At 58.3% G+C, this 24,367-nt stretch carries 21 protein-coding genes; 13 read left to right on the top strand and 8 right to left on the bottom strand.

Going from position 1 to position 24,367, the window contains the following annotated elements; genetic code table 11:
• Positions 1-22 precede the first annotated feature (22 nt).
• From ACMDB8_RS12300 to gorA, 5 genes are all read left to right on the top strand, one after another.
• Positions 23-358, top strand: a complete 336-nt coding sequence (locus ACMDB8_RS12300) for a chorismate mutase (protein WP_409078962.1) — start codon at positions 23-25, stop codon at positions 356-358.
• Positions 355-2,424, top strand: coding sequence for an aminodeoxychorismate synthase component I (gene pabB / locus ACMDB8_RS12305; protein ID WP_409078961.1), 2,070 nt, complete (start codon positions 355-357; stop codon positions 2,422-2,424). The genes ACMDB8_RS12300 and pabB overlap by 4 nt, the downstream gene beginning before the upstream one ends.
• Positions 2,421-3,293: a prephenate dehydrogenase dimerization domain-containing protein gene (locus ACMDB8_RS12310; protein ID WP_409078960.1), complete on the top strand. Its 873-nt coding sequence runs from the start codon at positions 2,421-2,423 to the stop codon at positions 3,291-3,293. The genes pabB and ACMDB8_RS12310 overlap by 4 nt, the downstream gene beginning before the upstream one ends.
• Before the next feature lie 95 nt (positions 3,294-3,388).
• The gene (locus ACMDB8_RS12315; RefSeq protein ID WP_409078959.1) at positions 3,389-4,918 is read left to right on the top strand and encodes an MFS transporter; all 1,530 of its coding nucleotides are present in this window, start codon (positions 3,389-3,391) and stop codon (positions 4,916-4,918) included.
• Positions 4,919-5,025: 107 nt separating this feature from the next.
• Positions 5,026-6,384 (top strand): glutathione-disulfide reductase, encoded by a 1,359-nt coding sequence (gene gorA, locus ACMDB8_RS12320; protein WP_056724502.1) that lies wholly within the window; start codon positions 5,026-5,028, stop codon positions 6,382-6,384.
• Here gorA and ACMDB8_RS12325 read toward each other — a convergent pair.
• Entirely contained in the window at positions 6,381-7,391 is a 1,011-nt protein-coding gene (locus ACMDB8_RS12325) for a DNA-binding protein (RefSeq protein ID WP_056724504.1), read from the bottom strand. The two genes, gorA and ACMDB8_RS12325, sit on opposite strands and share 4 nt — an antisense overlap.
• 178 nt (positions 7,392-7,569) lie before the next feature.
• On the opposite strand from ACMDB8_RS12325, the gene ACMDB8_RS12330 reads away from it, so the two are divergent.
• The 3 genes from ACMDB8_RS12330 to ahpF all read left to right on the top strand — a co-directional run bounded on the left by ACMDB8_RS12330 (position 7,570) and on the right by ahpF (position 11,093).
• Entirely contained in the window at positions 7,570-8,508 is a 939-nt protein-coding gene (locus tag ACMDB8_RS12330) for a site-specific integrase (RefSeq protein WP_409078958.1), read from the top strand.
• Between the two features lie 331 nt (positions 8,509-8,839).
• The gene (ahpC, locus tag ACMDB8_RS12335; protein ID WP_007975937.1) at positions 8,840-9,403 is read left to right on the top strand and encodes an alkyl hydroperoxide reductase subunit C; all 564 of its coding nucleotides are present in this window, start codon (positions 8,840-8,842) and stop codon (positions 9,401-9,403) included.
• 127 nt (positions 9,404-9,530) lie between these two features.
• The gene (gene ahpF / locus ACMDB8_RS12340) at positions 9,531-11,093 is read left to right on the top strand and encodes an alkyl hydroperoxide reductase subunit F (protein ID WP_409078957.1); all 1,563 of its coding nucleotides are present in this window, start codon (positions 9,531-9,533) and stop codon (positions 11,091-11,093) included.
• Positions 11,094-11,226: 133 nt separating this feature from the next.
• Here the strand turns inward: ahpF and gloA are convergent, their stop codons facing one another.
• A complete protein-coding gene (gene gloA, locus ACMDB8_RS12345; protein ID WP_056724511.1) occupies positions 11,227-11,748 on the bottom strand; it encodes a lactoylglutathione lyase in 522 nt (173 codons plus the stop codon).
• Positions 11,749-11,892: 144 nt separating this feature from the next.
• Here gloA and ACMDB8_RS12350 point away from each other — a divergent pair, with 144 nt between their 5' ends.
• The gene (locus tag ACMDB8_RS12350) at positions 11,893-12,411 is read left to right on the top strand and encodes a DUF4946 domain-containing protein (protein ID WP_056724513.1); all 519 of its coding nucleotides are present in this window, start codon (positions 11,893-11,895) and stop codon (positions 12,409-12,411) included.
• Positions 12,412-12,574: 163 nt separating this feature from the next.
• Here ACMDB8_RS12350 and ACMDB8_RS12355 read toward each other — a convergent pair whose 3' ends face one another.
• The 3 genes from ACMDB8_RS12355 to ACMDB8_RS12365 all read right to left on the bottom strand — a co-directional run bounded on the left by ACMDB8_RS12355 (position 12,575) and on the right by ACMDB8_RS12365 (position 15,688).
• A complete protein-coding gene (locus tag ACMDB8_RS12355; protein WP_008065377.1) occupies positions 12,575-12,937 on the bottom strand; it encodes a histone-like nucleoid-structuring protein, MvaT/MvaU family in 363 nt (120 codons plus the stop codon).
• 234 nt (positions 12,938-13,171) lie between these two features.
• On the bottom strand, positions 13,172-14,704 hold the full coding sequence (locus tag ACMDB8_RS12360; RefSeq protein ID WP_056724514.1) for an EAL domain-containing protein: 1,533 nt from the start codon (positions 14,702-14,704) through the stop codon (positions 13,172-13,174).
• A 111-nt stretch (positions 14,705-14,815) separates the two neighbouring features.
• Positions 14,816-15,688, bottom strand: a complete 873-nt coding sequence (locus tag ACMDB8_RS12365; RefSeq protein WP_056724516.1) for a LysR family transcriptional regulator — start codon at positions 15,686-15,688, stop codon at positions 14,816-14,818.
• Positions 15,689-15,765: 77 nt separating this feature from the next.
• Between ACMDB8_RS12365 and ACMDB8_RS12370 the strand changes: the two genes are divergently transcribed.
• Positions 15,766-16,710, top strand: a complete 945-nt coding sequence (locus ACMDB8_RS12370) for a DMT family transporter (protein ID WP_056724518.1) — start codon at positions 15,766-15,768, stop codon at positions 16,708-16,710.
• Between the two features lie 251 nt (positions 16,711-16,961).
• Positions 16,962-18,038 carry a 4-hydroxyphenylpyruvate dioxygenase gene (gene hppD, locus ACMDB8_RS12375; RefSeq protein WP_056724520.1) on the top strand — a complete coding sequence of 359 codons (1,077 nt, stop codon included), beginning with the start codon at positions 16,962-16,964 and terminating at the stop codon, positions 18,036-18,038.
• 119 nt (positions 18,039-18,157) lie between these two features.
• Here the strand turns inward: hppD and rarD are convergent, their stop codons facing one another.
• From rarD to ACMDB8_RS12390, 3 genes are all read right to left on the bottom strand, one after another.
• Positions 18,158-19,039, bottom strand: coding sequence for an EamA family transporter RarD (rarD, locus tag ACMDB8_RS12380; RefSeq protein ID WP_056724522.1), 882 nt, complete (start codon positions 19,037-19,039; stop codon positions 18,158-18,160).
• Between the two features lie 198 nt (positions 19,040-19,237).
• The gene (locus ACMDB8_RS12385; RefSeq protein ID WP_223540909.1) at positions 19,238-20,251 is read right to left on the bottom strand and encodes an aldo/keto reductase; all 1,014 of its coding nucleotides are present in this window, start codon (positions 20,249-20,251) and stop codon (positions 19,238-19,240) included.
• Between the two features lie 156 nt (positions 20,252-20,407).
• Positions 20,408-21,718, bottom strand: coding sequence for an MFS transporter (locus tag ACMDB8_RS12390; protein ID WP_056724526.1), 1,311 nt, complete (start codon positions 21,716-21,718; stop codon positions 20,408-20,410).
• A 170-nt stretch (positions 21,719-21,888) separates the two neighbouring features.
• Here ACMDB8_RS12390 and ACMDB8_RS12395 point away from each other — a divergent pair, with 170 nt between their 5' ends.
• Complete coding sequence (locus ACMDB8_RS12395; protein ID WP_056724528.1) at positions 21,889-23,010, top strand: sugar diacid recognition domain-containing protein; 1,122 nt, start codon at positions 21,889-21,891, stop codon at positions 23,008-23,010.
• Between the two features lie 220 nt (positions 23,011-23,230).
• Positions 23,231-24,367: a glycerate kinase gene (locus ACMDB8_RS12400; protein ID WP_056724530.1), complete on the top strand. Its 1,137-nt coding sequence runs from the start codon at positions 23,231-23,233 to the stop codon at positions 24,365-24,367.

Raw genomic sequence — 24,367 nt, forward strand, 5'->3', positions numbered from 1 at the left:
TGGGCTAACGGAGGTGCAAAAGATGAAGCAACAGGGACAGTTATCAAAGACAGGCGCGTCTAACATTTTGCAGCCGCAGCGGGAGCGGCTTGACTCGATAAGTTTGCAAGTTGTCGACCTGCTTTCTGAGCGAATGAAGGTGTGCCTGGACATTGCCGAGCTCAAAGCCGTCCATGGCATTGCGATGATGCAACCCGGACGAATTTCCTACGTGCTCGATATGATTAGGACTAGATCGGAGGCGGTAGGATTGAGACCAGAATACACCGAGTCAATATTCAAATTGATTATAGAAGAGACGTGTATTCAGGAGGACGTCCTGATTAATCAGTGTCTGGCCTCAGGGCGCCCCTCATGAAAATATTGCTGATTGATAACTTTGACTCCTTCACCCAGAACATCGCTCAGTATTTGTATGAGGTGACAGGTATCTGTGCGGACGTAGTCACAAATACCCTTGCGTACAATGAATTGCACATCGACAAATATGACGCTGTAGTGTTGTCGCCCGGTCCAGGGCACCCAGGGGAAGAGGGGGATTTTGGTGTTTGCCGCGACGTCATCCTCCGTTCTCCTGTCCCGTTGCTCGGTATTTGTCTGGGACACCAAGGCATCGCTCAATTTCTTGGGGGGACTGTAGGGCACGCTCCCAACCCTGTGCATGGCTACCGCAGTCGCATTACTCATTCAGGCAAAGGGCTCTTTCGAGATTTGCCGGAGCAGTTCGAGGTGGTCAGATATCATTCGTTGATGTGTACAAGCCTACCTTCAGATCTCCAATGTACGGCTTGGACATCTGAAGGCGTGGTCATGGCAATCGAACACGTCACCAGACCGGTTTGGGGTGTCCAATTCCATCCCGAGTCCATCGATTCAGAATATGGCCATGCGCTATTGAGCAACTTCATACGCATGGCTCTGGAACATAACGACAGTGTTAGAACTCGCTTAGAGTCCGGCACGGAATGTACGTCGTCAAAAAATGCATACGTCGCGGTAGGGGGGATGCTGAATATACAGCTTGCCTATCGCGAATTTTCCGATTGCACGGATCCGCAATCAGTATTTTCATCTCTCTATGCCGATGATCGTTATGCTTTTTGGCTAGACAGCGAGAAGTCGGAAAGACCTAATGCCCGCTACTCGATCATGGGTAGTGGGGAGGCTCAGGGAGCGATAAGGCTTGAGTACGATGTCAACGATGAGTGCCTGAAACTTGAGGGCCCCAAGGGTAAAAAAAGCATCAAAGGGGACTTTTTTACACTGACTGCGCAGATCTTCGAAGCCGTGCAGGTTGCTACCCCTCAGTACTTACCGTTTGCTTTCAAGGGCGGTTTTGTCGGCTACCTCGGTTACGAGTTGAAAGCCCTGGCGGGTGGACGCAAAACTTATCGCTCGGTTTATCCAGATGCTTCATTCATGTTTGCACCGCATTTCTTTGTCTTTGATCATCAGGAAGACAAAGCCTATGAATGCATGATGACTGCGACTGGCGATGCTGTTGTTTGGCCGTCCTTACCTGATTTTCTCAATCGTAATAATGAGTCGGCTGGCCATTGCAGTACGTTTACTCCAGGGGCTGTAGATCAGCTGAAGCTCTCGCTCGAGGACGGACCAGAGGATTACATCAGTAAGATCAATCAATCTCTCAAGTACATCACTGATGGAGAGTCGTATGAGATCTGTCTGACCAACAGGGCAAAAATGGCGTACGACGGGGAGCCTTTGAGCGCTTATCGGCGAATGCGCCAGGCTAGCCCCGTACCCTACGGTGCGTACCTCTCGTTTGCAGGTTTCTCAGTTCTGAGCGCTTCGCCCGAAACCTTTCTCAGAATCGATGACAGCGGATTGATCGAGTCTAGACCGATCAAGGGAACCAGGCCGCGTAGTAAGCAACCCTCAGAGGACCAAATACTGCGCGATGAGCTATGCAGCTCGGCCAAAGATAGGGCCGAGAATCTAATGATTGTTGATTTGGTGCGCCATGATTTGAATCAAGTGTGCCGTCCAGGGAGCGTTCATGTTCCTGAAATTTTCTCAGTGGAAAGCTTTTCTTCGGTTCACCAACTTGTTTCAACGGTTCGTGGGCATCTTCGCTCGGATGTTTCAACGGTCGAAGCTATTAGAGCCTGTTTCCCGGGTGGTTCCATGACGGGAGCCCCGAAGAAACGCACGATGGAAATTATTGACGTATTGGAGTCCTCTGCCCGTGGTGTCTACTCAGGCGCATTAGGCTGGTTATCTTTCAGTGGTGGAGCGGAACTGAGTATTGTCATCCGAACGGCAGTGCTCAAGGGTAACGAGGCGAAATTTGGAATTGGTGGCGCAATTGTTGCGCACTCCGATCCACAGCAAGAGCTAGAAGAAACTTTGGTCAAGGCTAGCGTGCCTTATTACAGTTTTGCCGCAGAGAGCGAATCATGATTAGCGACACGGTTGTCGTATTGGGTGGGGCGGGTTTGGTTGGTTCGTTGATCAGCCGCATTCTTATGCAATATGGATACGATGTCCGGGTGGTGGATCGCAGACCTTCGGAACATGAAGGTGGCTTCTATGAAGTTGATGTCACAAGCCCGTTCAGCAACACCGAGCACATTTTCAAAGGGGCAGTTGCAGTGGTCTTTGCGCTGCCCGAAAGCGTGGCTATCCGGGCAATACCTTGGGTTGTTGGTTCCGTTTCGAGCGATGTTGTGTTCATACCGACTTGTTCTGTTCAGGATCCATTTTACAGAGCATTGAAGGATACCTCGTCCCAACAGCCGTTCATCGGTGTCAATCCGATGTTTTCACCCAAGCTCTCCGTTCAGGGGCGCACCGTCGCAATTTGCCTAGAAGACGGCGACTCGCCTTCGACCTTCATTGAGCAACACCTGATGGGGGCTGGGATGAAGATAAAGCGAATGACGCCGGTGGCCCATGATGAGCTCATGGCGCTCTGTCAGGCGCTGCCCCATGCCGCAATTCTCGGGTTCGGTTTAGCGTTGGCAAAGTCTTCGTTAGATCTGGAAAGCGCTTTTGAGGTGATGCCGCCTCCGATGCGCACAATGATGGCGTTATTGTCCCGGGTTCTGGTGAATCCACCGGAAGTTTACTGGGATATACAGCTAGAAAATGACCAAGCCAGCCATCAGCGTGCTGCGCTGGCGGAAGGGATGGAGCGCTTGATGAAAAATGTCCGTAATCAGGATTACGACGAGTTTAGGCGTGACCTACAAGGCGTTTCAAAAACTTTGGGCAGTCATTTGAATTCTGGAGCCGTCGATTGTCAGCACGTTTTTTCATTGCTGAACTGATTAAATCCTCGCCAAGGAAGCGCGTAGGAAAGGTTTCACGGGTGCATTGAAAAATGCCCCGTGAATTTTTTGTGTGCAGTAAGGAGTTTTTACCCATGGCATTAATAAGTGAGGCGACAAACCGCGGAGCGAGATCAAAGCGTTGGTTAGGCCTAAGCGTGCTGATGCTGCCAGTATTGCTGGTGACAGTTGACAATACGGTGCTTGGGTTCGCGTTGCCAAAGATTGCCGAGGCCCTGCGTCCGAGTGCTAGTCAGCAGTTGTGGATGATCGACGCTTATTCGCTGGTATTGGCGGGATTGCTGGTGTCGATGGGGAGTCTGGGAGATCGAGTCGGTCATCGTAAGTTGTTGCTGGCCGGGTCTTTGGGTTTTGCGATTGTGTCGGTGCTAACCGCGTATTCCGATACCGCCACGCAACTGATTGCCGGGCGAGCTTGTATGGGCATTTTCGGTGCAATGCTGATGCCCTCAACGTTGGCGCTGATACGTTCGCTGTTCGAGGACCGAGAAGAACGCAGACTGGCGGTCGCGATCTGGGCAACGACGTTGACGGTCGGCTCGGCACTCGGACCTTTGGTGGGCGGGGTGTTGCTGGAGTTCTTCAGTTGGGGGTCGATTTTCCTGTTGGCGGTGCCCGTGCTGGTGCCGCTGCTGATATTGGGCCCAATGTTGTTGCCTGAATCCGAGCGAGATGCTTCAGGGCCGCTGGATCCGCTTAGCATCCTGCAATCGATGGTTGCCCTTGGTGCCATCGTTTATGGCATTAAACACAGCGCCAGTAATGGTATCGACTGGATGACGCTGACAGCGTTTGCAGTCGGCGCAGTTGCGGGCTGGATGTTTGTGCGTCGACAGTTACGTCTGCCAGTGCCGCTGATGGACCTGACTCTGTTCCGCGGTGGCACCTTTAGCGGCTCTGTCGCGATCAATTTGATGAGTCTCGCGTTTCTCGTCGGCTTCGTATTCTTTACCACTCAGTTCCTGCAGATCGTTCTTCAGATGTCGCCCTTGAGTGCTAGTCTCGCGTTGATTCCTGGTCAGGTCATGGCGATTGTAGTGGGGATGGCGGTCGTGCCTGTCGCACAGCGATTACAGGTGCATGTGCTGATACCGATTTTGATGGCGTTTGCTGGAGCGGCGTTTTTGCTGGTCGCCAGCATGGGCAGTAGCCTGACCGTTCTAGTGGTGGCTTTTGCCTTGCTGAACATTGGTGTGGGCGCGATCGCGACGGTGTCCAATGATGTGATTTTGTCAGCCGCACCACCGGCAAAGGCGGGCGCCGCGTCTGCCATTAGCGAAACGGCCTATGAAGTGGGTGTAGTTTTGGGGACGACAGTGCTCGGCGGAGTCGTCACCGCCTACTATCGTGGTGCATTGCAGCTTCCGGGGTTCCTGAGCGAAGTGCAGATGATGCTGGCGAGTGAGACGCTGTCTGGCGCCTATCATGTGGCGGCAGACTTGTCGGGTGATCAAGCAAGGGAATTGATGGCGCAGGCGGGAAGGGCATTCGAAGGTGGAATCGGTTTGGTTTCGTGGGTGACGTTCGGCTTGGCACTCATGGCGATTTTGATTGCTTGGCGCACTCTGCGGACATCGAAAACGCAATCTGCAGAGGAGCATTGATCGAAAACGAAGATTGGGCCGCGCATCGCACGGCCCGAGCATTTCAGCACAATGCTTGCTCAGCGGCCGTCCGCAGGTATGCTGTTGGCCTGCCGAGGAGATTGAAAATGGCCTACGATTTTGACCTTTATGTGATTGGTGCCGGTTCCGGTGGTGTGCGGGCTGCGCGGTTTGCCGCCGGGTTCGGCGCGAAAGTGGCCGTGGCCGAAAGCCGCTACCTGGGTGGGACCTGTGTGAACGTCGGCTGCGTGCCGAAAAAATTGCTGGTCTACGGTGCGCACTTCGCCGAAGACTTCGAGCAGGCTTCCGGTTTTGGCTGGAGCCTGGATGAAGCGCAGTTCGACTGGCCGACGTTGATCGCCAACAAGGACCGCGAGATCAATCGCCTCAATGGCATTTATCGCAACCTGCTGGTCAACAGCGGCGTGACCCTGCATGAAGGTCACGCGAAGATCGTCGACCCGCATCAGGTCGAGATCAATGGCGAGCGCTTCAGCGCCAAAAACATCCTGATCGCTACCGGTGGCTGGCCGCAGATTCCGGACATTGCCGGGCACGAGCATGCCATCAGTTCCAACCAGGCGTTCTTCCTCAAAGAGCTGCCCAAGCGTGTGTTGGTGGTGGGCGGTGGCTACATTGCGGTCGAGTTCGCCGGGATCTTCCACGGCTTGGGCGCCAAGACCACGCTGCTGTATCGTGGCGAATTGTTCCTGCGCGGCTTCGACGGTTCCGTGCGCAAGCATTTGCAGGAAGAGTTGACCAAGCGCGGCATGGACCTGCAGTTCAATGCGGACATCGAGCGCATCGACAAGCAGGCCGATGGCAGCCTGAAGGTCACGCTCAAGGATGGTCGCCAGCTGGAAGCCGATTGCGTGTTCTACGCCACGGGGCGTCGTCCGATGCTGGACAATCTGGGCCTGGAAAACACCGGGGTCAAACTCGACAGCAAAGGCTTTGTCGAGGTCGATGAGCTGTATCAGACCGCCGAGCCGTCGATCCTGGCGCTGGGCGATGTGATCGGCCGTGTTCAGCTGACACCGGTGGCCCTGGCTGAAGGCATGGCGGTGGCGCGACGCCTGTTCAAGCCAGAGCAATATCGTCCGGTGGATTACAAGATGATCCCGACGGCGGTGTTCAGCCTGCCGAACATCGGCACTGTCGGTTTGACCGAAGAAGAGGCTCGCGAAGCCGGCCACGAGGTGCTGATCTTCGAAAGCCGCTTCCGGCCGATGAAGCTGACCCTGACCGAATGCCAGGAGCGCACGCTGATGAAGCTGGTGGTGGACGCCGGGACCGACAAGGTCCTGGGATGCCACATGGTCGGCCCGGAAGCTGGTGAAATCGTCCAGGGCCTGGCGATTGCCTTGAAGGCCGGCGCCACCAAGCGCGACTTCGACGAAACCATCGGGGTGCACCCGACGGCCGCCGAAGAGTTCGTCACCATGCGTACGCCGGTCGCCGGTTAAGCGTCCTTCGCTGCGTCTGCCGCTGCCGCCAGGGTCGCGGCCAGACGTACGCGTTCCTCCAGATCCGCCCGGGTCTTGGCCAGATCCATTTCCAGTGACCTGTTGAGCTGCGACTGCTCATCGACGTTCTGTTTGAGTGCCTGGCTTTCCAGCAGAGCGACGCGCAGGCGTTCCTGGAGGAGGGTGCGCTCGCCGTCGACGCGGGTGGCCTGTTCCAGTAACTGATCCTGGCGGGTATTGCTTTGCTTGAGCTGTTCTTGCAGCAGGCTCAGCTCGCGCAGGGTGCCGCGGTTTTCAGTCAGCAAGCGTTCGTTGTCGCGGTGCAACTGGGTGATTTCATCCTGGCGTACCAGCGCGCTTTGTTGTGCCTGGCGCAGTTCCATCTGCAGCTGTTGCACCTGGCCTTCGTGGCGACTCATTTCCTGTTCGCGTTGTTCCTTGACCGCATTGCGGTAGTGCTCCAGGGCGTCGCGAGTGTGCAGGTGTTTTTCTTCAAGGGAGCGGATCTGCTCGTCCTTGTCCTTCAAGCGCAGTTCGAAATCGGCCAGTGCCTGGTTCATCCCGGCGTTGCGGGTCTGCTCCGTTTGCAGCAAGGCGCGGGTTTCTTGCAGGGCCTCGGATTCCTGGGTCAGCGCCAGGCTTTGAAATTCGTATTGCTGGTGCAGTTCGTTGTTGGCCTCTTGCGCTTCGCCGAGCTGGTTATCCAGCGCCTTGCGTTGTTCCTCGTACTGCGTGCGCGCCTGGTCGATGGGCTCTTGCGCCTGCTCCTTGAGTCTTTGTGCGAGGCGCGCCACCAGCGCCATCAGTTCGTCGTCGATCGGTTCTGTCGGCGCTTCGACGGGTTCGACCCTGTCATCGAGCTCCTTGAGGTAGCGATGAATCGTGGTTTTCGAGCCGGTATTGCCCATCTCGATCCGTACGGCATCGATGCTGGGGTTTTCGCCGCGGGCGAGGATCGCCAACCGAGCGGCTTGAACCACCGCTTTATTTACACCGCCGCGTGCCATGAGATCTCCCGGGTTTTGATAATGTGGTACGTACCACGTAAATACACATTGTACCATTCAATTCATAAAGTTAAATGCTGAATGCAACTGACGCGGGATATACTGGTATTACCCCGTGTGATACACCCAATACCGGTTTTTGACCCGTTAAAGCGGTATGAATTCAAGAGTTGATCCCATGACAGAGCTGGATCGTTACCTGCAAGCCGCAACGCGTGACAACACCCGGCGTAGCTATCGGGCAGCCATCGAACACTTCGAAGTGACGTGGGGCGGTTTCCTGCCAGCCACCGGCGACAGCGTGGCGCGCTACCTGGTGGCCCATGCCGGGGTGTTGTCGATCAATACGCTGAAACTGCGTTTGTCGGCATTGGCGCAGTGGCACAACAGCCAGGGTTTTGCCGACCCCACCAAGGCGCCAGTGGTTCGCAAGGTGTTCAAGGGTATTCGCGCGCTGCACCCGGCCCAGGAAAAACAAGCCGAACCCTTGCAGCTTCAGCACCTGGAACAGGTGGTCAGTTGTCTGGAGCGAGAAGTGCAAGTCGCCAGGGCCGAGGGCGACCGGCCGGGGTTGCTGCGGGCCCGGCGCGACATGGCCTTGATCCTGTTGGGCTTCTGGCGCGGCTTTCGCAGTGATGAGTTGTGTCGGCTTCAGGTGGAACACGTGCAGGCCAGCGCCGGTTCCGGCATCAGTCTCTATCTGCCGCGCAGCAAGAGTGATCGCGACAACCTTGGCAAGACCTATCAGACACCAGCCTTGCAACGCTTGTGTCCGGTGCAGGCTTATATCGACTGGATTGCCGAGGCGGCACTGGTGCGCGGGCCGGTGTTCCGAGGCATCGACCGCTGGGGGCATCTGGGCGAGGAGGGACTGCACGCCAACAGTGTGATTCCGTTATTGCGTCAGGCGTTGGCGCGGGCAGGTATCGCTGGCGAGCTCTACACCAGCCACTCCTTGCGTCGCGGTTTTGCTACCTGGGCGCATCAGAGTGGCTGGGATCTGAAGTCGCTGATGAGCTATGTGGGCTGGAAGGACATGAAGTCGGCCATGCGCTACATCGAAGCCAGTCCGTTCCTCGGCATGGCGCGCATCACGGAAAAGCCGGTGTCACCCTAGGTCATTCCAAATCAGCTTCGAGCAACACAGCCCTGCACAACAGCAGGCCCGGCCCTTCGGGTTGTGCCTTAAAGCTGGCCATGCTGCGTTGCAGGCCTTGGAAAGGGAACAACCATTCCCAGCGGCCTACGCCTTGCCTGGCCAGCTTTAAGGCGACAACGCGGAGGGGAAACTAATTGAGAACACCCCCTAGATACCGTTTTCTTCTATTAGTACCGCTGGCTAATAGCGAAAGCCAATCAGCAGCATCAGGTTTGCCAATGAGCCTTCCGTTCGTCGAGTGGGTAAAGTTCTCTCCATCAACTTCTTAACCCCTGACGGAGAGTCAACGATGCCTATCATCAACAGCCAAGTTAAACCGTTCAAAGCTGACGCATTCAAAAATGGCGACTTCGTAAAAGTTTCGGACGCTGACCTCAAAGGCAAGTGGTCTGTGGTGTTCTTCTACCCGGCCGACTTCACCTTCGTCTGCCCGACCGAGCTGGAAGACCTGGCCGACAACTACGACGCATTCCAGAAGCTGGGCGTCGAGATCTACAGCGTTTCCACCGACACCCATTTCGCCCACGCTGCCTGGCACAACACTTCGCCAGCCATCGGCAAGATCCAGTACACCATGATCGGCGACCCGACCCACGCCATCTCCCGCAACTTCGACGTGCTGATCGAAGAAGCTGGCCTGGCTGACCGTGGCACTTTCGTGATCAACCCTGAAGGTCAGATCAAGATCGTTGAACTGAACGACGGCGGTGTAGGCCGTGACGCTTCCGAGCTGCTGCGCAAGATCAAGGCTGCCCAGTACGTCGCCGCTCACCCAGGCCAGGTTTGCCCGGCCAAGTGGAAAGAAGGCGAGGCCACTCTGGCGCCGTCCCTGGACCTGGTCGGCAAGATCTAAGTCTGTGACGCGCTTCATCAGGGCGCACTTGCGCACCTTCTAAGCAAGCTGCACCGCCCAATAAAAACGCCCGGGCGAGATTCGCTCGGGCGTTTTTTTGCCTCAAGAATTCAAGGAAATCGCCCGTATGTTGGACACCAATCTTAAAGCCCAGTTGAAGTCGTACCTGGAACGGGTCACCCAGCCGATCGAGATCGTTGCTTCTCTCGACGACGGTGCGAAATCCCGGGAAATGCTCGAACTGTTGAAAGACGTTGCCAGTCTTTCCACCCAGATTACCTTGCTCGATAACGGCGATGATGCTCGCAAGCCGTCGTTCTCGATCAATCGCCCGGGAGCCGATATCAGCCTGCGTTTCGCCGGCATCCCGATGGGCCACGAATTCACTTCGTTGGTGTTGGCGCTGCTGCAAGTCGGCGGACACCCTTCGAAAGCCAGCGCTGAAGTGATCGAACAGATCCGCTCGCTCAAGGGCGAGTTCACCTTCGAGACTTACTTCTCGCTGTCCTGCCAGAACTGCCCGGACGTGGTCCAGGCGCTGAACCTGATGGCGGTACTGAACCCGAACGTTCGCCATGTCGCCATCGACGGCGCGCTGTTCCAGGATGAAGTCGATGAGCGCCAGATCATGGCGGTCCCCAGCATCTACCTCAACGGTGTGAACTTCGGTCAGGGCCGCATGGGCCTGGAAGAAATTCTCGCTAAAATCGACACCAGCGGCATCGAACGCCAGGCCGAGAAAATCAGCGCCAAGGAAACCTTTGATGTGCTGGTGGTCGGCGGTGGCCCGGCCGGTGCTTCGGCGGCGATCTACGCGGCCCGTAAAGGCATTCGTACCGGCGTCGCGGCTGAGCGTTTTGGTGGTCAGGTGCTGGACACCATGGCCATCGAGAACTTTATCTCGGTGCAGGAAACCGAAGGGCCGAAACTCGCCGTGGCCCTGGAAGAGCACGTCAAGCAGTACGACGTGGACATCATGAACCTGCAACGCGCAGACAAATTGATCACCGGCAAAGAAGGTGAGTTGCACGAAGTTCACTTCGCCAGCGGCGCGAAGCTCAAGGCCAGGACCGTGATCCTCGCAACCGGCGCACGGTGGCGTGAAATGAACGTGCCGGGCGAGCAGCAATACCGCAACAAAGGCGTGGCGTACTGCCCGCACTGTGACGGCCCGCTGTTCAAGGGCAAGCGCGTGGCGGTGATTGGCGGCGGCAACTCCGGCGTCGAAGCGGCCATCGACCTGGCCGGTATCGTGTCCCACGTCACGCTGCTGGAGTTCGACGTGCAGTTGCGCGCCGATGCGGTATTGCAGCGCAAGTTGCACAGCCTGCCGAACGTTACCGTGATCACCAGTGCGCAAACCACTGAAGTCACCGGCGACGGCCAGAAGGTCAACGGCCTGCGCTACAAGGATCGTCAGAGCGACGAATTGCGCAGTGTGGAGCTGGAAGGGATCTTTGTGCAGATCGGTCTGTTGCCCAACACCGATTGGCTCAAAGGCACCATCGAGTTGTCGCCCCGTGGCGAGATCATCGTCGACGCTCGCGGTGAAACCTCGGTACCGGGCGTGTTCGCCGCCGGCGACGTGACCACCGTGCCGTACAAGCAGATCGTGATTGCGCTGGGTGAGGGTGCCAAGGCTTCGTTGAGCGCCTTCGATCACTTGATCCGGACTTCTGCACCGGCATAAGCACCGGCACTGAAAATAAAAAACCCCATGATTGATCATGGGGTTTTTTATGGATCAAAAGATCGCAGCCTGCGGCAGCTCCTACACCGATCTCCGTAGGAGCTGCCGCAGGCTGCGATCTTTTGATTCTGCTTTACAGTGGTGCTGGCTGGATGATCTCGACCCAGTAGGCGTCCGGGTCCTTGATGAACGCCAGGCTCTTCATGCGGCCATCGCTCAGGCGCTTCTGGAAATCGCAGCCCAGTGCTTCAAAGCGCTCGCAGGCGGCGACGATATCCGGTACCGAGATGCAGATGTGGCCGAAACCGCGTGGGTCGGTGTTGCCATTGTGGTAGGCGAACTCCGCATCGTGCTCGGTGCCGTGGTTGTGGGTCAGTTCCAGGATGCCGGGGATCGATTTCATCCACTCGGTGCGCGCGGCGGCGTCGGCCGGGATCTGGTTCTTGTCCACCAGCGCCAGGAAATACAGGCTGAACTCGGCTTCCGGGAAGTCGCGTTTTTCCACCAGGGTAAAACCCAGGATGCGTGTGTAGAAGTCCAGGGACCTGGTGATGTCCTTGACCCGCAGCATGGTGTGGTTGAAGACAAATTTCTGCGTGGCGGCGTCCGGTTGGGCGGTGACGCCGGGGAAGGTGTTCAATTCGTGCAGGCTCATGGGCCCTCCGGGAAATATGTGGGCTAACGAATGGCGACAATGATACGCAAGGCTTCGGACATCACCAAACCCAAACAGTCGGCTATTGCCTGACAGGCGGCCTGGGCCCAGACTTTACCGCTTGATCCTTGAGTGCCCATTGCAATGATTCGATTTCGTAACCTGCTGTTCATCCTGCTGAGCGTGTTTTCGCTGGCTGGCGTTGCTCGCGCCGATGCGCCAGTAGTGACCTGGCCGGAAGGTTGGCAAGTCGAAGAAGTGCCTGAATCGGCGTCGGGGGTCAGTCGCCAGCGTGCGGTGAAAAATGATCGGGATGGATCGCCGCTCATGGTGATGGAGTTGACCATGAGCCCGGTGCAAAGCGATCACCAGGTAAACCTCGAGGGCGTATTGCTGGAGATGCGCAAGTCGGTTCAAAAAGACTTCTTTCAGGGCGGGTATCAAAGTGTCTGTACGCGCATTCATTCCACTACCTTGAGTCGATTGGCCGCGCTGGAAACAACCTGCACCATCACGCAAAACGGCCGGCATGTGCTTTCGCAAACATTGGTGGCCGCGGTGGATGCCGATAAGGCCTATGTTCTTTCCTACGCAGGGCAGGCCGAAGCTTATAAGGCGAGCCAGGATGAAATAGACGCAGCCCGTAACAGCTTGAAACTTTAGTCAGCGACAGTGCTTTTTCGATGCATGAAGAAAATTTTAGATATCCAAATGGATTAAGCACAAAGTTGGTGGCAGTCAGGTAATTGTGCGGTGTCCGCCCGGGGTTTTAGATGGCCCATGAAAAAGCCCTGCACGAGCAGGGCTTTTTTTGTTGCCGCGAGAGTTAGCCGCGCAGCCAGGAATCAACGGTGGCTGCACCGTACTGTTCTTTCCAGGCTTTCAGGCCGCGGTGGTTGCCGCCCTTGGTTTCAATCAGCTCGCCGGTGTGCGGGTTCTGATAAACCTTGACCACACGGGCACGGCGGGTTTTAGGTGCTGCCTGCTGCAGGCCGGATTTTGCCGGGTTAGGGTCGAGAATGGCGATGATGTCGCGCAGGCTCTTGCCATAGGTTTTCATCAAGCCCTGGAGCTTTTCTTCGAATTCGATTTCTTTCTTGAGCCCGGCATCGTTCTTCAGGGATTCCAACTGCTTGAGCTGTTCTTGAAGGGCCTTTTCGGCTGCACGAAATTCAGCGAGTCTGGACAATATCTTTACTCCAATAGTGTGTTTGGCTGATACCAACCGCAAACAAAGCTATAAGCCAAGAGCCTTGAAGCGACTCGGTGATAGTGGCTCACCTGCCAATTTAGCGCAGGCATGAAAAATTGTAGTAGTTAATTGGCCAAGAGTAAATCCTGTCTTTTTCTTCATGTAACGTCAGTAGTCTTTTGATTCAAAATGGTGCGGCTAATCGTTTGTTTTGGCGATTAAATCTGCGAGTTAATGGTCGCTTAATGCACTAATGAATTCCGCGCCGGGCATGGGTTTGCCGAACAGATAACCTTGCAGGAAGTTGACCTGATGAGCGCTCAGGTAATCACTCTGCTCGCGGGTTTCGACACCTTCGGCCACCAGGGCAAGGTCGAGTTTGACCGCCAGTTCGATGATGCTGTCAAGTAGGTGGCTAGTGAGTGTATCGATGCCGATCATGGCGACAAAACTCTGGTCGATTTTCAGGAAATCGACATTGAACTGCCTTAGGTAGCCAAGGCTCGAGTGGCCCGTGCCAAAGTCGTCGATGGCGATTTTCACGCCCAGTTCGCGGAGTTGCTCGAACAGTTGCAGGGTGATGGCCGTGGGCTCGATCAATTCGCGCTCGGTCAGTTCCAGTACCAGATGGATCGAGCCTGGTTCGAACGCATCGAGAAACTCGCGGCAATCCTTGACCAGTTCCAGGTCCTGGCAATGGCTCGCGGTGATGTTGATGCCAATGTGAAACGGCTTGTTGAAACTGGCCGATAGCGGTGCGAGCAGGGCGGCGGTTTGTCTCATCAGTGAGCGGGTCATCGGTACGATCAGCCCGGAGTGCTCGGCAAACGGAATGAACAGATCCGGACGCACCAGGCCTTCCTTTGGATGTTGCCAGCGCATCAGCACTTCAGCGCCGGACCAGCTTTTGTTGTCGCCCTGCACCACGGGCTGGAAATACGGAATGAACTCTTTAGCTTCCAGTGCCCGCTGCATTTCATAGGTGGGTGACGATGAGCGCTTTTGCAGGAAGTGACTGATTGCCCCGGCAATCACGCCGAAGAAAATCAGCAGGCTGAACAGCGGCGGATATTCGCTTCTCATGTAGCGCCAGGTTTCACCTTCGGGGAAACCGGCTTCCACGGCAAACGCATAGTGCCCGGAGGTCAGGCGACTTTGCGCAACGGGCAACTCAGGCGTAGCGCCGGTATGAAACTTGCCGTCGGCGGACAACCAGTTCGGGCCAACTTGCAGCAACAGCAAGGTCTTGCGGCCGATCAAACGCAGGATATTGCTCAAGTGATAACCATCGAGGGTCGTCAGCGCGCCTTTATTTCCTTCGCTCAGGCGGTACACCAGCAAGGCGGTGTTGGGCGTTACCTGATTGCCGCTCATGAGCCATAAGGCGCCCTGGGTGTAGTCACCGGGGTTGACCGTCTCCTGGTAGTCGCCGAACAGAGAGCTGCAATAGAGGTTGTTGTCCCACACCAGACTGGTGGAACGCACGAAGGGGCGGCGAGTGACCTGCTCGCGCAGGGCCAGTTTAACGTCACTGCAACTTTGCCCCGCCAGCGGCAGCAATTCACGAGCGGCCTGGGCATTGTTGTCGAGCATCAGGTCGAACTGGCGAATCGCTTCTTCGGCGGTTTGTTGGGTGTCTTGTTGGAGCGCACGCCCTGCTTGCATGTAAAGAATGGCGGCCCCCAGCAGGACCGGGAGCAAGCCACTGATCAGGGTGATCGCAATTTTTTTTCTGCGACTGCGGGTTTTGGTTTTCAACGGCATTCGCGAGTCCTGTCACGAAGAAGTAAGGCTCTCAATTGATGGCGGGGCAAACGCCTCCCACGAAGAGTTCGGGTATGGGCCATGATAGTTGGCCGTTGGCGGTTATGCCGCTCAATGCAAGTCAAGGCTTTCGGCCAGCTTGATAAAGGCCAGCGTCGCGGGTGATGCCTGGCGTCGATCGAGTACCGCCAGGCCGACCTGGCGCAACACGGCCGGCGACAGCGGTTTCTTCACCCAGCGGCGGTCAATCTGATCGGGCAATGAACCTTCGGCAACCACCGTTACCCCGTCGCCACGAGCGACGACATCCAGGGTGCTGATCAACTGCGAGCAGCGATAACGGATGTTGGGCGTCAGTCGGGCCGCTGTGAACAGGCGTGAAACCAGCTCCGAAGAACCGGCCTCGGTCAACACGAACGGGAAATCGCACAGGTTCTTCAGGCTCAAGCTGTCGTGATTCGCCAACGGGTGTCCAGCGGGCAGCAGCGCGACCATCTGGTCCTCAATCAACGGGACCGTGTCGAAACGCTCCTCGGGCAACACCACAAAGCCGATGTCGATCCGTCGTTCCTCCAGCCACTGGAGCACCTGGCGGTCAGGGCCTTCGTCGATATGCACCTCGATGCCGGGATGGGCGGCGCGGTACTGCTGCAGAATCAACGGCAGCAATTTGATCGACGAGGTCGGGCCGAAGGAGCCGATGCGCAGCGTGCCGCGTTTCATGCCCCGCGCATCGGCCGCTTCCTGGCGCAGGGTGTTGGCCAGGCCGAGCATCGCCCGGGCGCGCAGCAACAACTGCTGGCCAATGTCGCTCAGTTCGACCTGGGATTGATGCCGACGCAACAGTTCGACACCCAACTCCAGTTCCAGGGACTTTAACGCATGGGACACCGCCGATTGGGAAATACCCAGGCGATTGGCCGCAGCCGTGAAGCCGTGGAGTTCGGCCACCAGCGAGAAAATCTCCAGCTGAGTGAGGGTCATGAGTGTTTGCTCATTTTACGATGACTGGGTATTAGCCGAATGATACGGCATCTCTTCACTATCCGGTCCTGGAATCCATGACGATCTGTGAGCAAAGCCTGTCAAAACCCTCGGATCGGCCGGTGTATCTGAAACTGGCGGCGGTCACCATGGTGTGGGGTGGCACCTTCGTCGCCGGGCGCTATCTGGCCGGCGGCCTCAGTCCGCTACTGGCGGCCAGCCTGCGGTTTCTGCTGGCCAGCGTGGCGTTGCTGCTGTTTATACGCATGGCGCGGACACCGCTGGTCCGGCCCAGCCCCCGGCAATGGCTGCAATTGCTTTTGCTTGGCTTTTTCGGGATCTTCTTTTACAACCTGTGCTTCTTTTATGGCCTGCATTACATCAGCGCTTCACGGGCGTCCTTGATCGTGGCGCTGAACCCGGCGGTGATCGGCCTGGCTTCCTGGCTCCTGTTCAAGGAGCGCTTGAACCGGGCCAAAGTCGTCGGCATCGCGATCTGCATGACGGGCGCGAGCATGGTGATCGTCAGTCGCGACCCGCAACTACTGGCCGGCGGTGCCGGTGCCTGGCTCGGTGATCTGTTGATTTTCGGCTGTGTCCTTGGCTGGGGTGTCTACTCGCTGTTCTCCAAAGAACTGAATCACAGCCTGGGACCGGTACAAACCGTGACCTGGTCAATCCTGCTGGGCACCGGCATGCTCTGGGTCACCTGCATCGCGCGCGGTGAGGTGAGTGTCGCCGCGATCGCCCAGCTCGGTGCGCAGCAATGGTTGAGCCTTTTGTACCTGGGCGTGCTGGGTTCGGCGCTGGCGTACATCGGCTACTACGACGGCATCCGCAAGATCGGTGCGACCCGTTCCGGGGTGTTCATTGCCTTGAACCCGTTGACGGCGGTGATCCTCGGCGCGCTGCTGCTGGATGAGCCGCTGACGCTGGCCATGTGCCTGGGTGGCGGGTTGATACTGGCGGGGATTTTCCTCTGCAACAAACCCCTTGCGCGGGCATGGAAAAAGGGGATTTGATACAGAAGGCGGACAAATCGATTTACGCTGTGTAGAATCCGGTTACGCATACAATAATAATCGTCTTCTGGCAGCAGAAGCCTCGCCCGCAAGAGCCTTGGGTCGACAATGAAGATATTCGGGTTTCAACTGATCTACGGTGACTTTCTCGCCCGCAGTGTGCGGGGCATCTCCTGTGCGCCACCCACCGGTCTCAGCATTGCTTACAACTAACCTTTGTTAATTGATAAAAAAATGATGAGGCGCCGACCATGGCAGATTTATACGAAAACCCAATGGGCCTGATGGGCTTTGAATTCATCGAGCTCGCATCGCCGACCCCGAACACCCTGGAGCCGATCTTCGAGATCATGGGCTTCACCAAGGTGGCGACCCACCGTTCCAAGGACGTGCACCTGTACCGCCAGGGCGCGATCAACCTGATCCTCAACAACGAACCCCACAGCGTGGCCTCGTACTTCGCGGCCGAGCACGGTCCGTCGGTGTGCGGCATGGCGTTTCGCGTCAAGGATTCGCAAAAAGCCTACAAGCGTGCCCTGGAACTCGGCGCCCAGCCGATCCACATCGAAACCGGCCCGATGGAACTGAACCTGCCGGCGATCAAAGGCATCGGTGGTGCGCCGCTGTACCTGATCGACCGTTTCGGCGAAGGCAGCTCGATCTATGACATCGACTTCGTGTTCATCGAAGGTGTGGACCGCCATCCGGTCGGCGCCGGCCTGAAGATCATCGATCACCTGACCCACAACGTGTATCGCGGTCGCATGGCCTACTGGGCCAACTTCTACGAGAAGCTGTTCAACTTCCGCGAAATCCGCTACTTCGACATCAAGGGCGAGTACACCGGCCTGACCTCCAAGGCCATGACCGCACCCGATGGCATGATCCGCATCCCGCTGAACGAAGAGTCGTCCAAGGGCGCGGGGCAGATCGAAGAGTTCCTGATGCAGTTCAACGGCGAGGGCATCCAGCACGTTGCGTTCCTGTCCGATGACCTGATCAAGACCTGGGACCACCTGAAAAGCATCGGCATGCGCTTCATGACCGCGCCGCCGGAAACTTACTACGAAATGCTCGAAGGCCGTTTGCCGAACCACGGCGAGCCGGTGGGGGAACTGCAGGCGCGAGGCATCTTGCTGGACGGATCGTCCGATTCGGGCGACAAGCGTCTGCTGCTGCAGATCTTCTCGGAAACCCTGATGGGGCCGGTGTTCTTCGAGTTCATCCAGCGCAAGGGCGACGACGGTTTCGGCGAAGGCAACTTCAAGGCGCTGTTCGAATCCATCGAGCGTGACCAGGTGCGTCGTGGTGTTTTGTCCACGGACTAAGCCGATGTAAAAAAACCGGTCGTTGACCGGTTTTTTTTGATCAAAAGATCGCAGCCTTCGGCAGCTCCTACAGGGAATGCAAACCATGTAGGAGCTGCCGAAGGCTGCGATCTTTTGCGTTAAGGCCTGCGCTGGCGCACCAGATGCTTGAACCCTTCGAACACCAGCACCAGCACCGCCATCCAGATCGGGATGTAGGTCAGCCATTCGCCAGCCTTGATGCTCTCTCCCAACAGCAACGCCACACCCAGCAGCAACACCGGTTCGACATAGCTCAACAAGCCGAACAGGCTGAACGGCAGCAGGCGACTGGCAATGATATAGACCACCAGTGCCGATGCGCTGATCACGCCGAGCATGGGGATCAACAGCGACAACCATGGGTGCTGTTCAAACACACCAAAACCTTGCGCGCCGCTCTGGACGAACCAGAACGCCACCGGCAGGGTCAATGCCATGTCCAGCCACAAGCCACCGAGGTTGTCCGCCGCCAGCCGTTTGCGCAGGACGAAGTAGGCCGGATAACCCACGCAGACCAGCAAGGTCGCCCAGGAAAACCCACCGACCTGATACACCTCGTTGACCACCCCCAGGCAGGCGAACACCACGGCAACTTTTTGCAGGTAGGACAGGCGTTCGCCGTAGGCCAGGCGACCGGTCAAGACCATGGTCAGCGGCAGCAGGAAATAGCCGAGGGATACATCAAGGCTGTAGCCGTTCAACGGCGCCCACATGAATAGCCACAATTGCACGCCGAGCAGGGCCGAGGAGGCGATCAACGCACCCATCAGTTTCGGATTGGCCATGGCGCGCCGAACGATCTCCACCACGCGTTTCCATTCCCCGGACACCACCATGAACACGGTCATGCACGGGACGGTCAGCAGCATGCGCCAACCGAAGATTTCCACGCCGCTCAAGGGGGTGAGCAGCGACGTGTAGTAATACATGACGGCAAACAGCACCGAGGCTGAAACCGATAGAGCGATACCTTTAGACAAGCTGTCCTCGCGTGATTTTGAGTGAGATTTAAACGGGCGCAGAGGATACGTGGTTTTTCAGGCGAATATTGACCGATCAATCAACCAGGACCCTGTGGGAGCGGGCTTGCTCGCGAAAGCGGTGGGTCAAACAACATTGATGTGGCTGACACTCCGCCTTCGCGAGCAAGCCCACTCCCACATTGGTTTTCTATTTCTTCAGGTACTGCGCGGTGTACGCCCCGACACAAAATGGCTCACATCATTGAACCCCGGTGTCGACGCATGCCCCGGCGTCACCAGCGAATCGATGAACGCCTCGTCCTCGGCCGTGATCTTCACCGCCTGCGCCTTAGTGTAGGCGTCCCATTGCTCCTCCGTGCGCGGCCCGACAATGGCCGAGGTCACGGCGCTGTTGTTCAGCACCCAGGCAATCGCGAACTCGACGATGCCGACGCCACGCTGCCGGGTGTATTGCTGGATCTGCTGGGCGATGTGCAAGGACTCGACTCGCCATTCGGTTTCCAGGATGCGTTTGTCCTGGCGTCCGGCTCGGCTGCTGGCGTCCGGTTTCACATCCGGCGCGTATTTACCGCTGAGCACACCGCGCGCCAACGGGCTGTAGGGCACCACGCCCAGACCGTAGTTGTGCGCCGCCGTGATCTGCTCGGTTTCAGCCTGGCGGTTGACGATGTTGTACAGCGGCTGGCTGATCACCGGCCGGTCAACCCCCAGTTTGTCGGCCACGCGGATGACTTCGGCGATGCGCCAGCCACGGTAGTTGGACAGGCCCCAATAGCGGATTTTGCCCTGGCGAATCAAATCGCCGATGGCCGAGATCGTGACTTCCAGCGGCGTATTGTGGTCTTCGCGGTGCAGGTAATAGATGTCGAGGTAGTCGGTGCCCAAGCGCGTCAGGCTGGCATCGATGCCGTTGAACAGGTGCTTGCGACTCAAGCCGCTGCGGTTGGGGACGCCATCCACGGGACCGAAGCCGACCTTGGTGGCCAGCACCCATTCATGGCGGCGGCTGGCGATGGCTTCGCCGACGATTTCTTCGGAACGGCCGTTGGTGTAGACGTCGGCGGTGTCGATGAAGTTGATGCCCTGGTCCCAGGCCTTGTCGATGATTCGCAGGGAATCTTCGGCGCTGGTCTGTTCGCCGAACATCATGGTGCCCAGGGTCAGGGTGGACACCTGCAGACCCGAATGACCCAGCGTGCGGTAGCTCATGAGCAAATCCTTTTACCAGTGGGAAAGGCTCAATCAGATATCAAAATTGTTGGACATGGCAAACGAAAAAGAACGCAGCCTGCGGCAGCTCCTACAGGCTGTATGTCATTGCTGTGTAGGAGCTGCCGCAGGCTGCGATCTTTTGATCTTCGCTGATTAGGCGCGCAAGGTACGGGTCATGCGCAACGCCAGCAGACTGCCGCCGACAATCACACCCGCCAACAAGTACAGCGCCGCATCGGTCGAGCCGGTGCTGTCCTTGACCCAACCCACCAGGTACGGGCTGAGGAAACCGGCCATTTGCCCCATGGAGTTGATCAGCGCCAGGCCGCCAGCCGCGGCGCCCGCACTGAGCAGGGCGGTCGGCACCGGCCAGAACATCGGCAGGCCGGTGAGGGCGCCCATGGTGGCGATGGTCAGGCCGAGAATCGCGATGGCCGGGTTGGCGGCGAAGTTCACCGCGATCAGCAGCCCCAGCGCGCCCATCAGCATCGGCACCACCAGATGCCAGCGACGTTCCTGGCGCAGGTCCGCCGAACGGCCGACAATCAGCATGAACACCGCGGCCAGCAGGTACGGAATCGCACTGAGCCAGCCGATCACCAGGTTATCGCTGAAGCCCAGGTTCTTGATGATCGACGGCAGCCAGAAGTTGATCGCGTACACGCCACTCTGGATGCAGAAATAGATCAGGCCGAAGGCCCAGATCGCCGGGTTCCTGAACACCGCCAGCAGCGAATCGGTCGTGGTTTTCGGCTTGTTCGCCAGATCTTCGGCGTGGTCGGCTTCCAGCACCGAACGCTCGAACGGGGTCAGCCACTTGGCGTTGGCGTAGCTGTCGCTGAGCAGGAAGTAAGCCAGCGCACCGAGGATGATGGTGGGAATGCCTTGCAGCAGGAACATCCACTGCCAGCCCGCCAAACCACCTTGGCCGGCGGCGAAGTGGTTGAGAATCCAGCCGGAGAACGGGCTGCCGAGCAGGCCGGAGACCGGGATCGCCGACATGAACAGCGCCATGATGCGGCCACGGCGGAAGGTCGGGAACCATTGCGAGAGGTACAACACCACGCCCGGGAAGAACCCGGCTTCGGCCGCGCCGGTGAACAGGCGCAGGGTATAGAACTCGGTCGGCGTGGTGACGAACAGCAGGCAGGTCGACAGGGTGCCCCAGGTGATCATCATCAGCGCAATCCAGCGCCGTGGGCCGAATCTGGTCAACGCCAGGTTGCTTGGCACGCCGCACAGTACATAGCCGATAAAGAAGATGCCGGCGCCGAGGCCGTACACGGTTTCGCTGAACTTCAGCGCATCGAGCATCTGCAGTTTGGCAAACCCAACGTTTACCCGGTCGAGGTAGTTGAACAGGTAGCAGATGAAAATGAAGGGGATCAAGCGCAGGGTGATGCGCTTGTAGACGGCATTTTTGTCGTCAGCGATGGCGTCGGACGCTACGGCGCTCTGGGTCATGGCGGCTCTCTCTTTATTATGATTTTTTGCGATGCAAAGGGTAACGTTGATCGCCCAGAGAGTCTCGACCACCCCCAGGGTGGCTGTCTTTGTGCCTGAGCACAGGGTTTGCAACCAAGGCCTGTGCGGGTGAACAACCCGTTCCATCACTGTCTTCAAGGATCACTTGCATGTTCGAACTCGATCACGACCTGGCCCAGGACATCGTCGACCGGGCGATGGCTATCCTGCCGTACAACGTCAACGTCATGGACAGCCAGGGCTTGATCCTGGGCAGCGGCGAGCCGGATCGGGTCAACACCCGGCATGAAGGCGCGCAACTGGTTTTGGCCAATGGCCGGGTGGTGGAGATCGATGCGCAGACGGCGATTCATCTCAAGGGCGTGCAGCCGGGCATCAACCTGCCGCTGATGCTGGACCAGCGTCTGATCGGTGTATTGGGCATCACCGGCGAACCCGAGCAACTGCGCACCTACGCCGAACTGGTGCGCATGACCGCCGAGATGCTGGTGGGCCAGCGCAACCAGCAGGCCGAGCAACAATGGCGGCGCCAGCGCTGCGATGATCTGCTGGCGTTGTTGCTCAGCGAAGCCGGGGATGCGCCGCGACTGGTCGACGAAGCGCAGCAGTTGGGCCTCAAGCCCCAGATGACCCGGGTGCCGTACCTGTTCGAACTGGGACTTGAGCACGCGCCAGGGCAAACCGTCGAGGCCCTCAGCGCCTGGTTGACCAGCCGCCACCCCGACAGTTGGTGCGTGAGCTCGGCCAAGACCTCGTTGCTCTGGTGCCGGCCGGCAAGCCAGACGGTGGAGAACGAGCGCTTGCTGGACAAGCTCGACGGCCTGGGCTGGAACATCCTGCGCATTGCCGTGGGCGGGCAGGCCGATGGCCTTTCGGGCTTGCGGCGCTGCTATCGCCGGGTCGGTGACTTGTTGGCCTACGGGCGCGAGGTGTTGCCGCGCTCGCGATTGCTGACGCTCAACCGCTATCGGCTGCCGGTGATGCTCTGGCGCCACCGCAACGACGACGCCCTCGACGAACTGCTCAATCCGCTGCGCAAGGTCATTGCCAAGGACAACAACGGCCAGTTGCTGGCAACCCTGCGCAGCTGGTGCGAACACGACGGCCAGAGCCAGGCCTGCGCCGATGCACTGGGCATTCACCGCAACAGCCTGCGCTACCGCATGGAGCGAATTGCCGAGCTGAGCGGGGTTGATCCGTTGCGGCTCGACGGGATGCTCGCGCTGTATCTGGGGGTGCAACTGCTGCCCCAGACAGACACCCAACCATGAATCACGCAATTCCCCTGTGGGAGCGGGCTTGCTCGCGAAGAGGCCATCACATCCAACATCAATGCTGATTGACCCACCGCTTTCGCGAGCAAGCCCGCTCCCACAAAAGGCCGGTACTTTGTGGAAATGAACAATAATCCTCAACACCGCTTGTGCAGCGGCCCGGCGTTATTGTTCCTGGCGGCTGGCAGCATGTGGGCATTGGAACTGGAGAATTCCCATGAAAATCGTGATCGCCCCCGACTCGTTCAAGGACAGCCTCAGCGCCCAAGGCGTGGCCGATGCCATTGCATTGGGATTGGCCCAGGTCTGGCCTGATGCGCAACTGATCAAATGCCCGATGGCCGACGGCGGGGAAGGGACTGTCGAGTCGATCCTGGCGGCGTGCGATGGCGAACTGCGCCGCAATGAGGTGCGCGGGCCTTTAGGGGCTACGGTGAATGCCGCTTGGGGCTGGTTGCCCGATAGCCACACCGCGATTATCGAAATGGCCGAAGCCAGCGGGTTGCAGTTGGTCCCTCTGGCTCAGCGTGATGCATGCATCAGCAGCACCTTCGGGACCGGGCAATTGATCCGCGCCGCGCTGGATGCCGGTGCGCAACGGGTGATCCTGGCGATTGGCGGCAGTGCGACCAACGACGGCGGCGCCGGTGCCATGCAGGCCCTGGGCGTGAAACTGCTCGACTTCCAGGGGCAGACGCTGTCACCGGGCGGCCTCGCCCTGGCGCAGTTGGCCCGCGTCGACTTGAGTGACATCGATCCGCGCCTGACCCAGGTGCGTTTCGACATCGCCGCCGACGTCAACAATCCGCTGTGCGGCCCCCACGGTGCCTCGACGATCTTCGGCCCGCAAAAAGGCGCCTCGCCGGTGCAGGTCGAACAGCTGGACCACGCTTTGGGGCACTTTGCCGACCATTGCGCACAGGCCTTGAACCACGACGTACGCGACGAGCCGGGCAGTGGCGCGGCGGGCGGTCTGGGGTTTGCCGCCAAGGCGTTCCTCGGTGCGCAATTCAAGGCGGGTGTTGAAGTGGTGGCCGAACTCGTGGGCCTGGCCGACGCCGTTGCGGGCGCCGACCTGGTGATCACCGGTGAAGGACGTTTCGATGCGCAAACCCTGCGCGGCAAGACGCCCTTTGGCGTGGCGCGGGTTGCCCGGGAACACGGCGTGCCGGTCATCGTCATCGCGGGCACGTTGGGCGAGGGCTATCAGGCACTGTACGAGCACGGTATCGACGCGGCGTTTGCCCTGGCGAGCGGGCCGATGACCCTGGAGCAGGCCTGTGCCGAGGCGCCGCGCTTGCTGCGTGAGCGGGCGACCGATGTGGCGCGGGTCTGGCGGATGGCCAGCCGGTAA

This window comes from Pseudomonas monachiensis, from assembly GCF_047345015.1.
In the GTDB taxonomy this organism is placed as follows: domain Bacteria; phylum Pseudomonadota; class Gammaproteobacteria; order Pseudomonadales; family Pseudomonadaceae; genus Aquipseudomonas; species Aquipseudomonas monachiensis.

What these genes read in the sequence shown, in the direction of transcription:
- ACMDB8_RS12365 (WP_056724516.1), bottom strand. Translation starts at nt 15,688, where the DNA reads ATGACCCTCACTCAGCTGGAGATTTTCTCGCTGGTGGCCGAACTCCAC.
- ACMDB8_RS12325 (WP_056724504.1), bottom strand. Translation starts at nt 7,391, where the DNA reads ATGGCACGCGGCGGTGTAAATAAAGCGGTGGTTCAAGCCGCTCGGTTG.
- ACMDB8_RS12360 (WP_056724514.1), bottom strand. Translation starts at nt 14,704, where the DNA reads ATGCCGTTGAAAACCAAAACCCGCAGTCGCAGAAAAAAAATTGCGATC.
- ACMDB8_RS12385 (WP_223540909.1), bottom strand. Translation starts at nt 20,251, where the DNA reads ATGAGCTACCGCACGCTGGGTCATTCGGGTCTGCAGGTGTCCACCCTG.
- ACMDB8_RS12310 (WP_409078960.1), top strand. Translation starts at nt 2,421, where the DNA reads ATGATTAGCGACACGGTTGTCGTATTGGGTGGGGCGGGTTTGGTTGGT.
- pabB (WP_409078961.1), top strand. Translation starts at nt 355, where the DNA reads ATGAAAATATTGCTGATTGATAACTTTGACTCCTTCACCCAGAACATC.
- ACMDB8_RS12350 (WP_056724513.1), top strand. Translation starts at nt 11,893, where the DNA reads ATGATTCGATTTCGTAACCTGCTGTTCATCCTGCTGAGCGTGTTTTCG.
- ACMDB8_RS12395 (WP_056724528.1), top strand. Translation starts at nt 21,889, where the DNA reads ATGTTCGAACTCGATCACGACCTGGCCCAGGACATCGTCGACCGGGCG.
- ACMDB8_RS12400 (WP_056724530.1), top strand. Translation starts at nt 23,231, where the DNA reads ATGAAAATCGTGATCGCCCCCGACTCGTTCAAGGACAGCCTCAGCGCC.
- gloA (WP_056724511.1), bottom strand. Translation starts at nt 11,748, where the DNA reads ATGAGCCTGCACGAATTGAACACCTTCCCCGGCGTCACCGCCCAACCG.
- gorA (WP_056724502.1), top strand. Translation starts at nt 5,026, where the DNA reads ATGGCCTACGATTTTGACCTTTATGTGATTGGTGCCGGTTCCGGTGGT.
- ahpF (WP_409078957.1), top strand. Translation starts at nt 9,531, where the DNA reads ATGTTGGACACCAATCTTAAAGCCCAGTTGAAGTCGTACCTGGAACGG.
- ACMDB8_RS12370 (WP_056724518.1), top strand. Translation starts at nt 15,766, where the DNA reads ATGACGATCTGTGAGCAAAGCCTGTCAAAACCCTCGGATCGGCCGGTG.
- ahpC (WP_007975937.1), top strand. Translation starts at nt 8,840, where the DNA reads ATGCCTATCATCAACAGCCAAGTTAAACCGTTCAAAGCTGACGCATTC.
- ACMDB8_RS12330 (WP_409078958.1), top strand. Translation starts at nt 7,570, where the DNA reads ATGACAGAGCTGGATCGTTACCTGCAAGCCGCAACGCGTGACAACACC.
- hppD (WP_056724520.1), top strand. Translation starts at nt 16,962, where the DNA reads ATGGCAGATTTATACGAAAACCCAATGGGCCTGATGGGCTTTGAATTC.
- ACMDB8_RS12315 (WP_409078959.1), top strand. Translation starts at nt 3,389, where the DNA reads ATGGCATTAATAAGTGAGGCGACAAACCGCGGAGCGAGATCAAAGCGT.
- ACMDB8_RS12390 (WP_056724526.1), bottom strand. Translation starts at nt 21,718, where the DNA reads ATGACCCAGAGCGCCGTAGCGTCCGACGCCATCGCTGACGACAAAAAT.
- ACMDB8_RS12300 (WP_409078962.1), top strand. Translation starts at nt 23, where the DNA reads ATGAAGCAACAGGGACAGTTATCAAAGACAGGCGCGTCTAACATTTTG.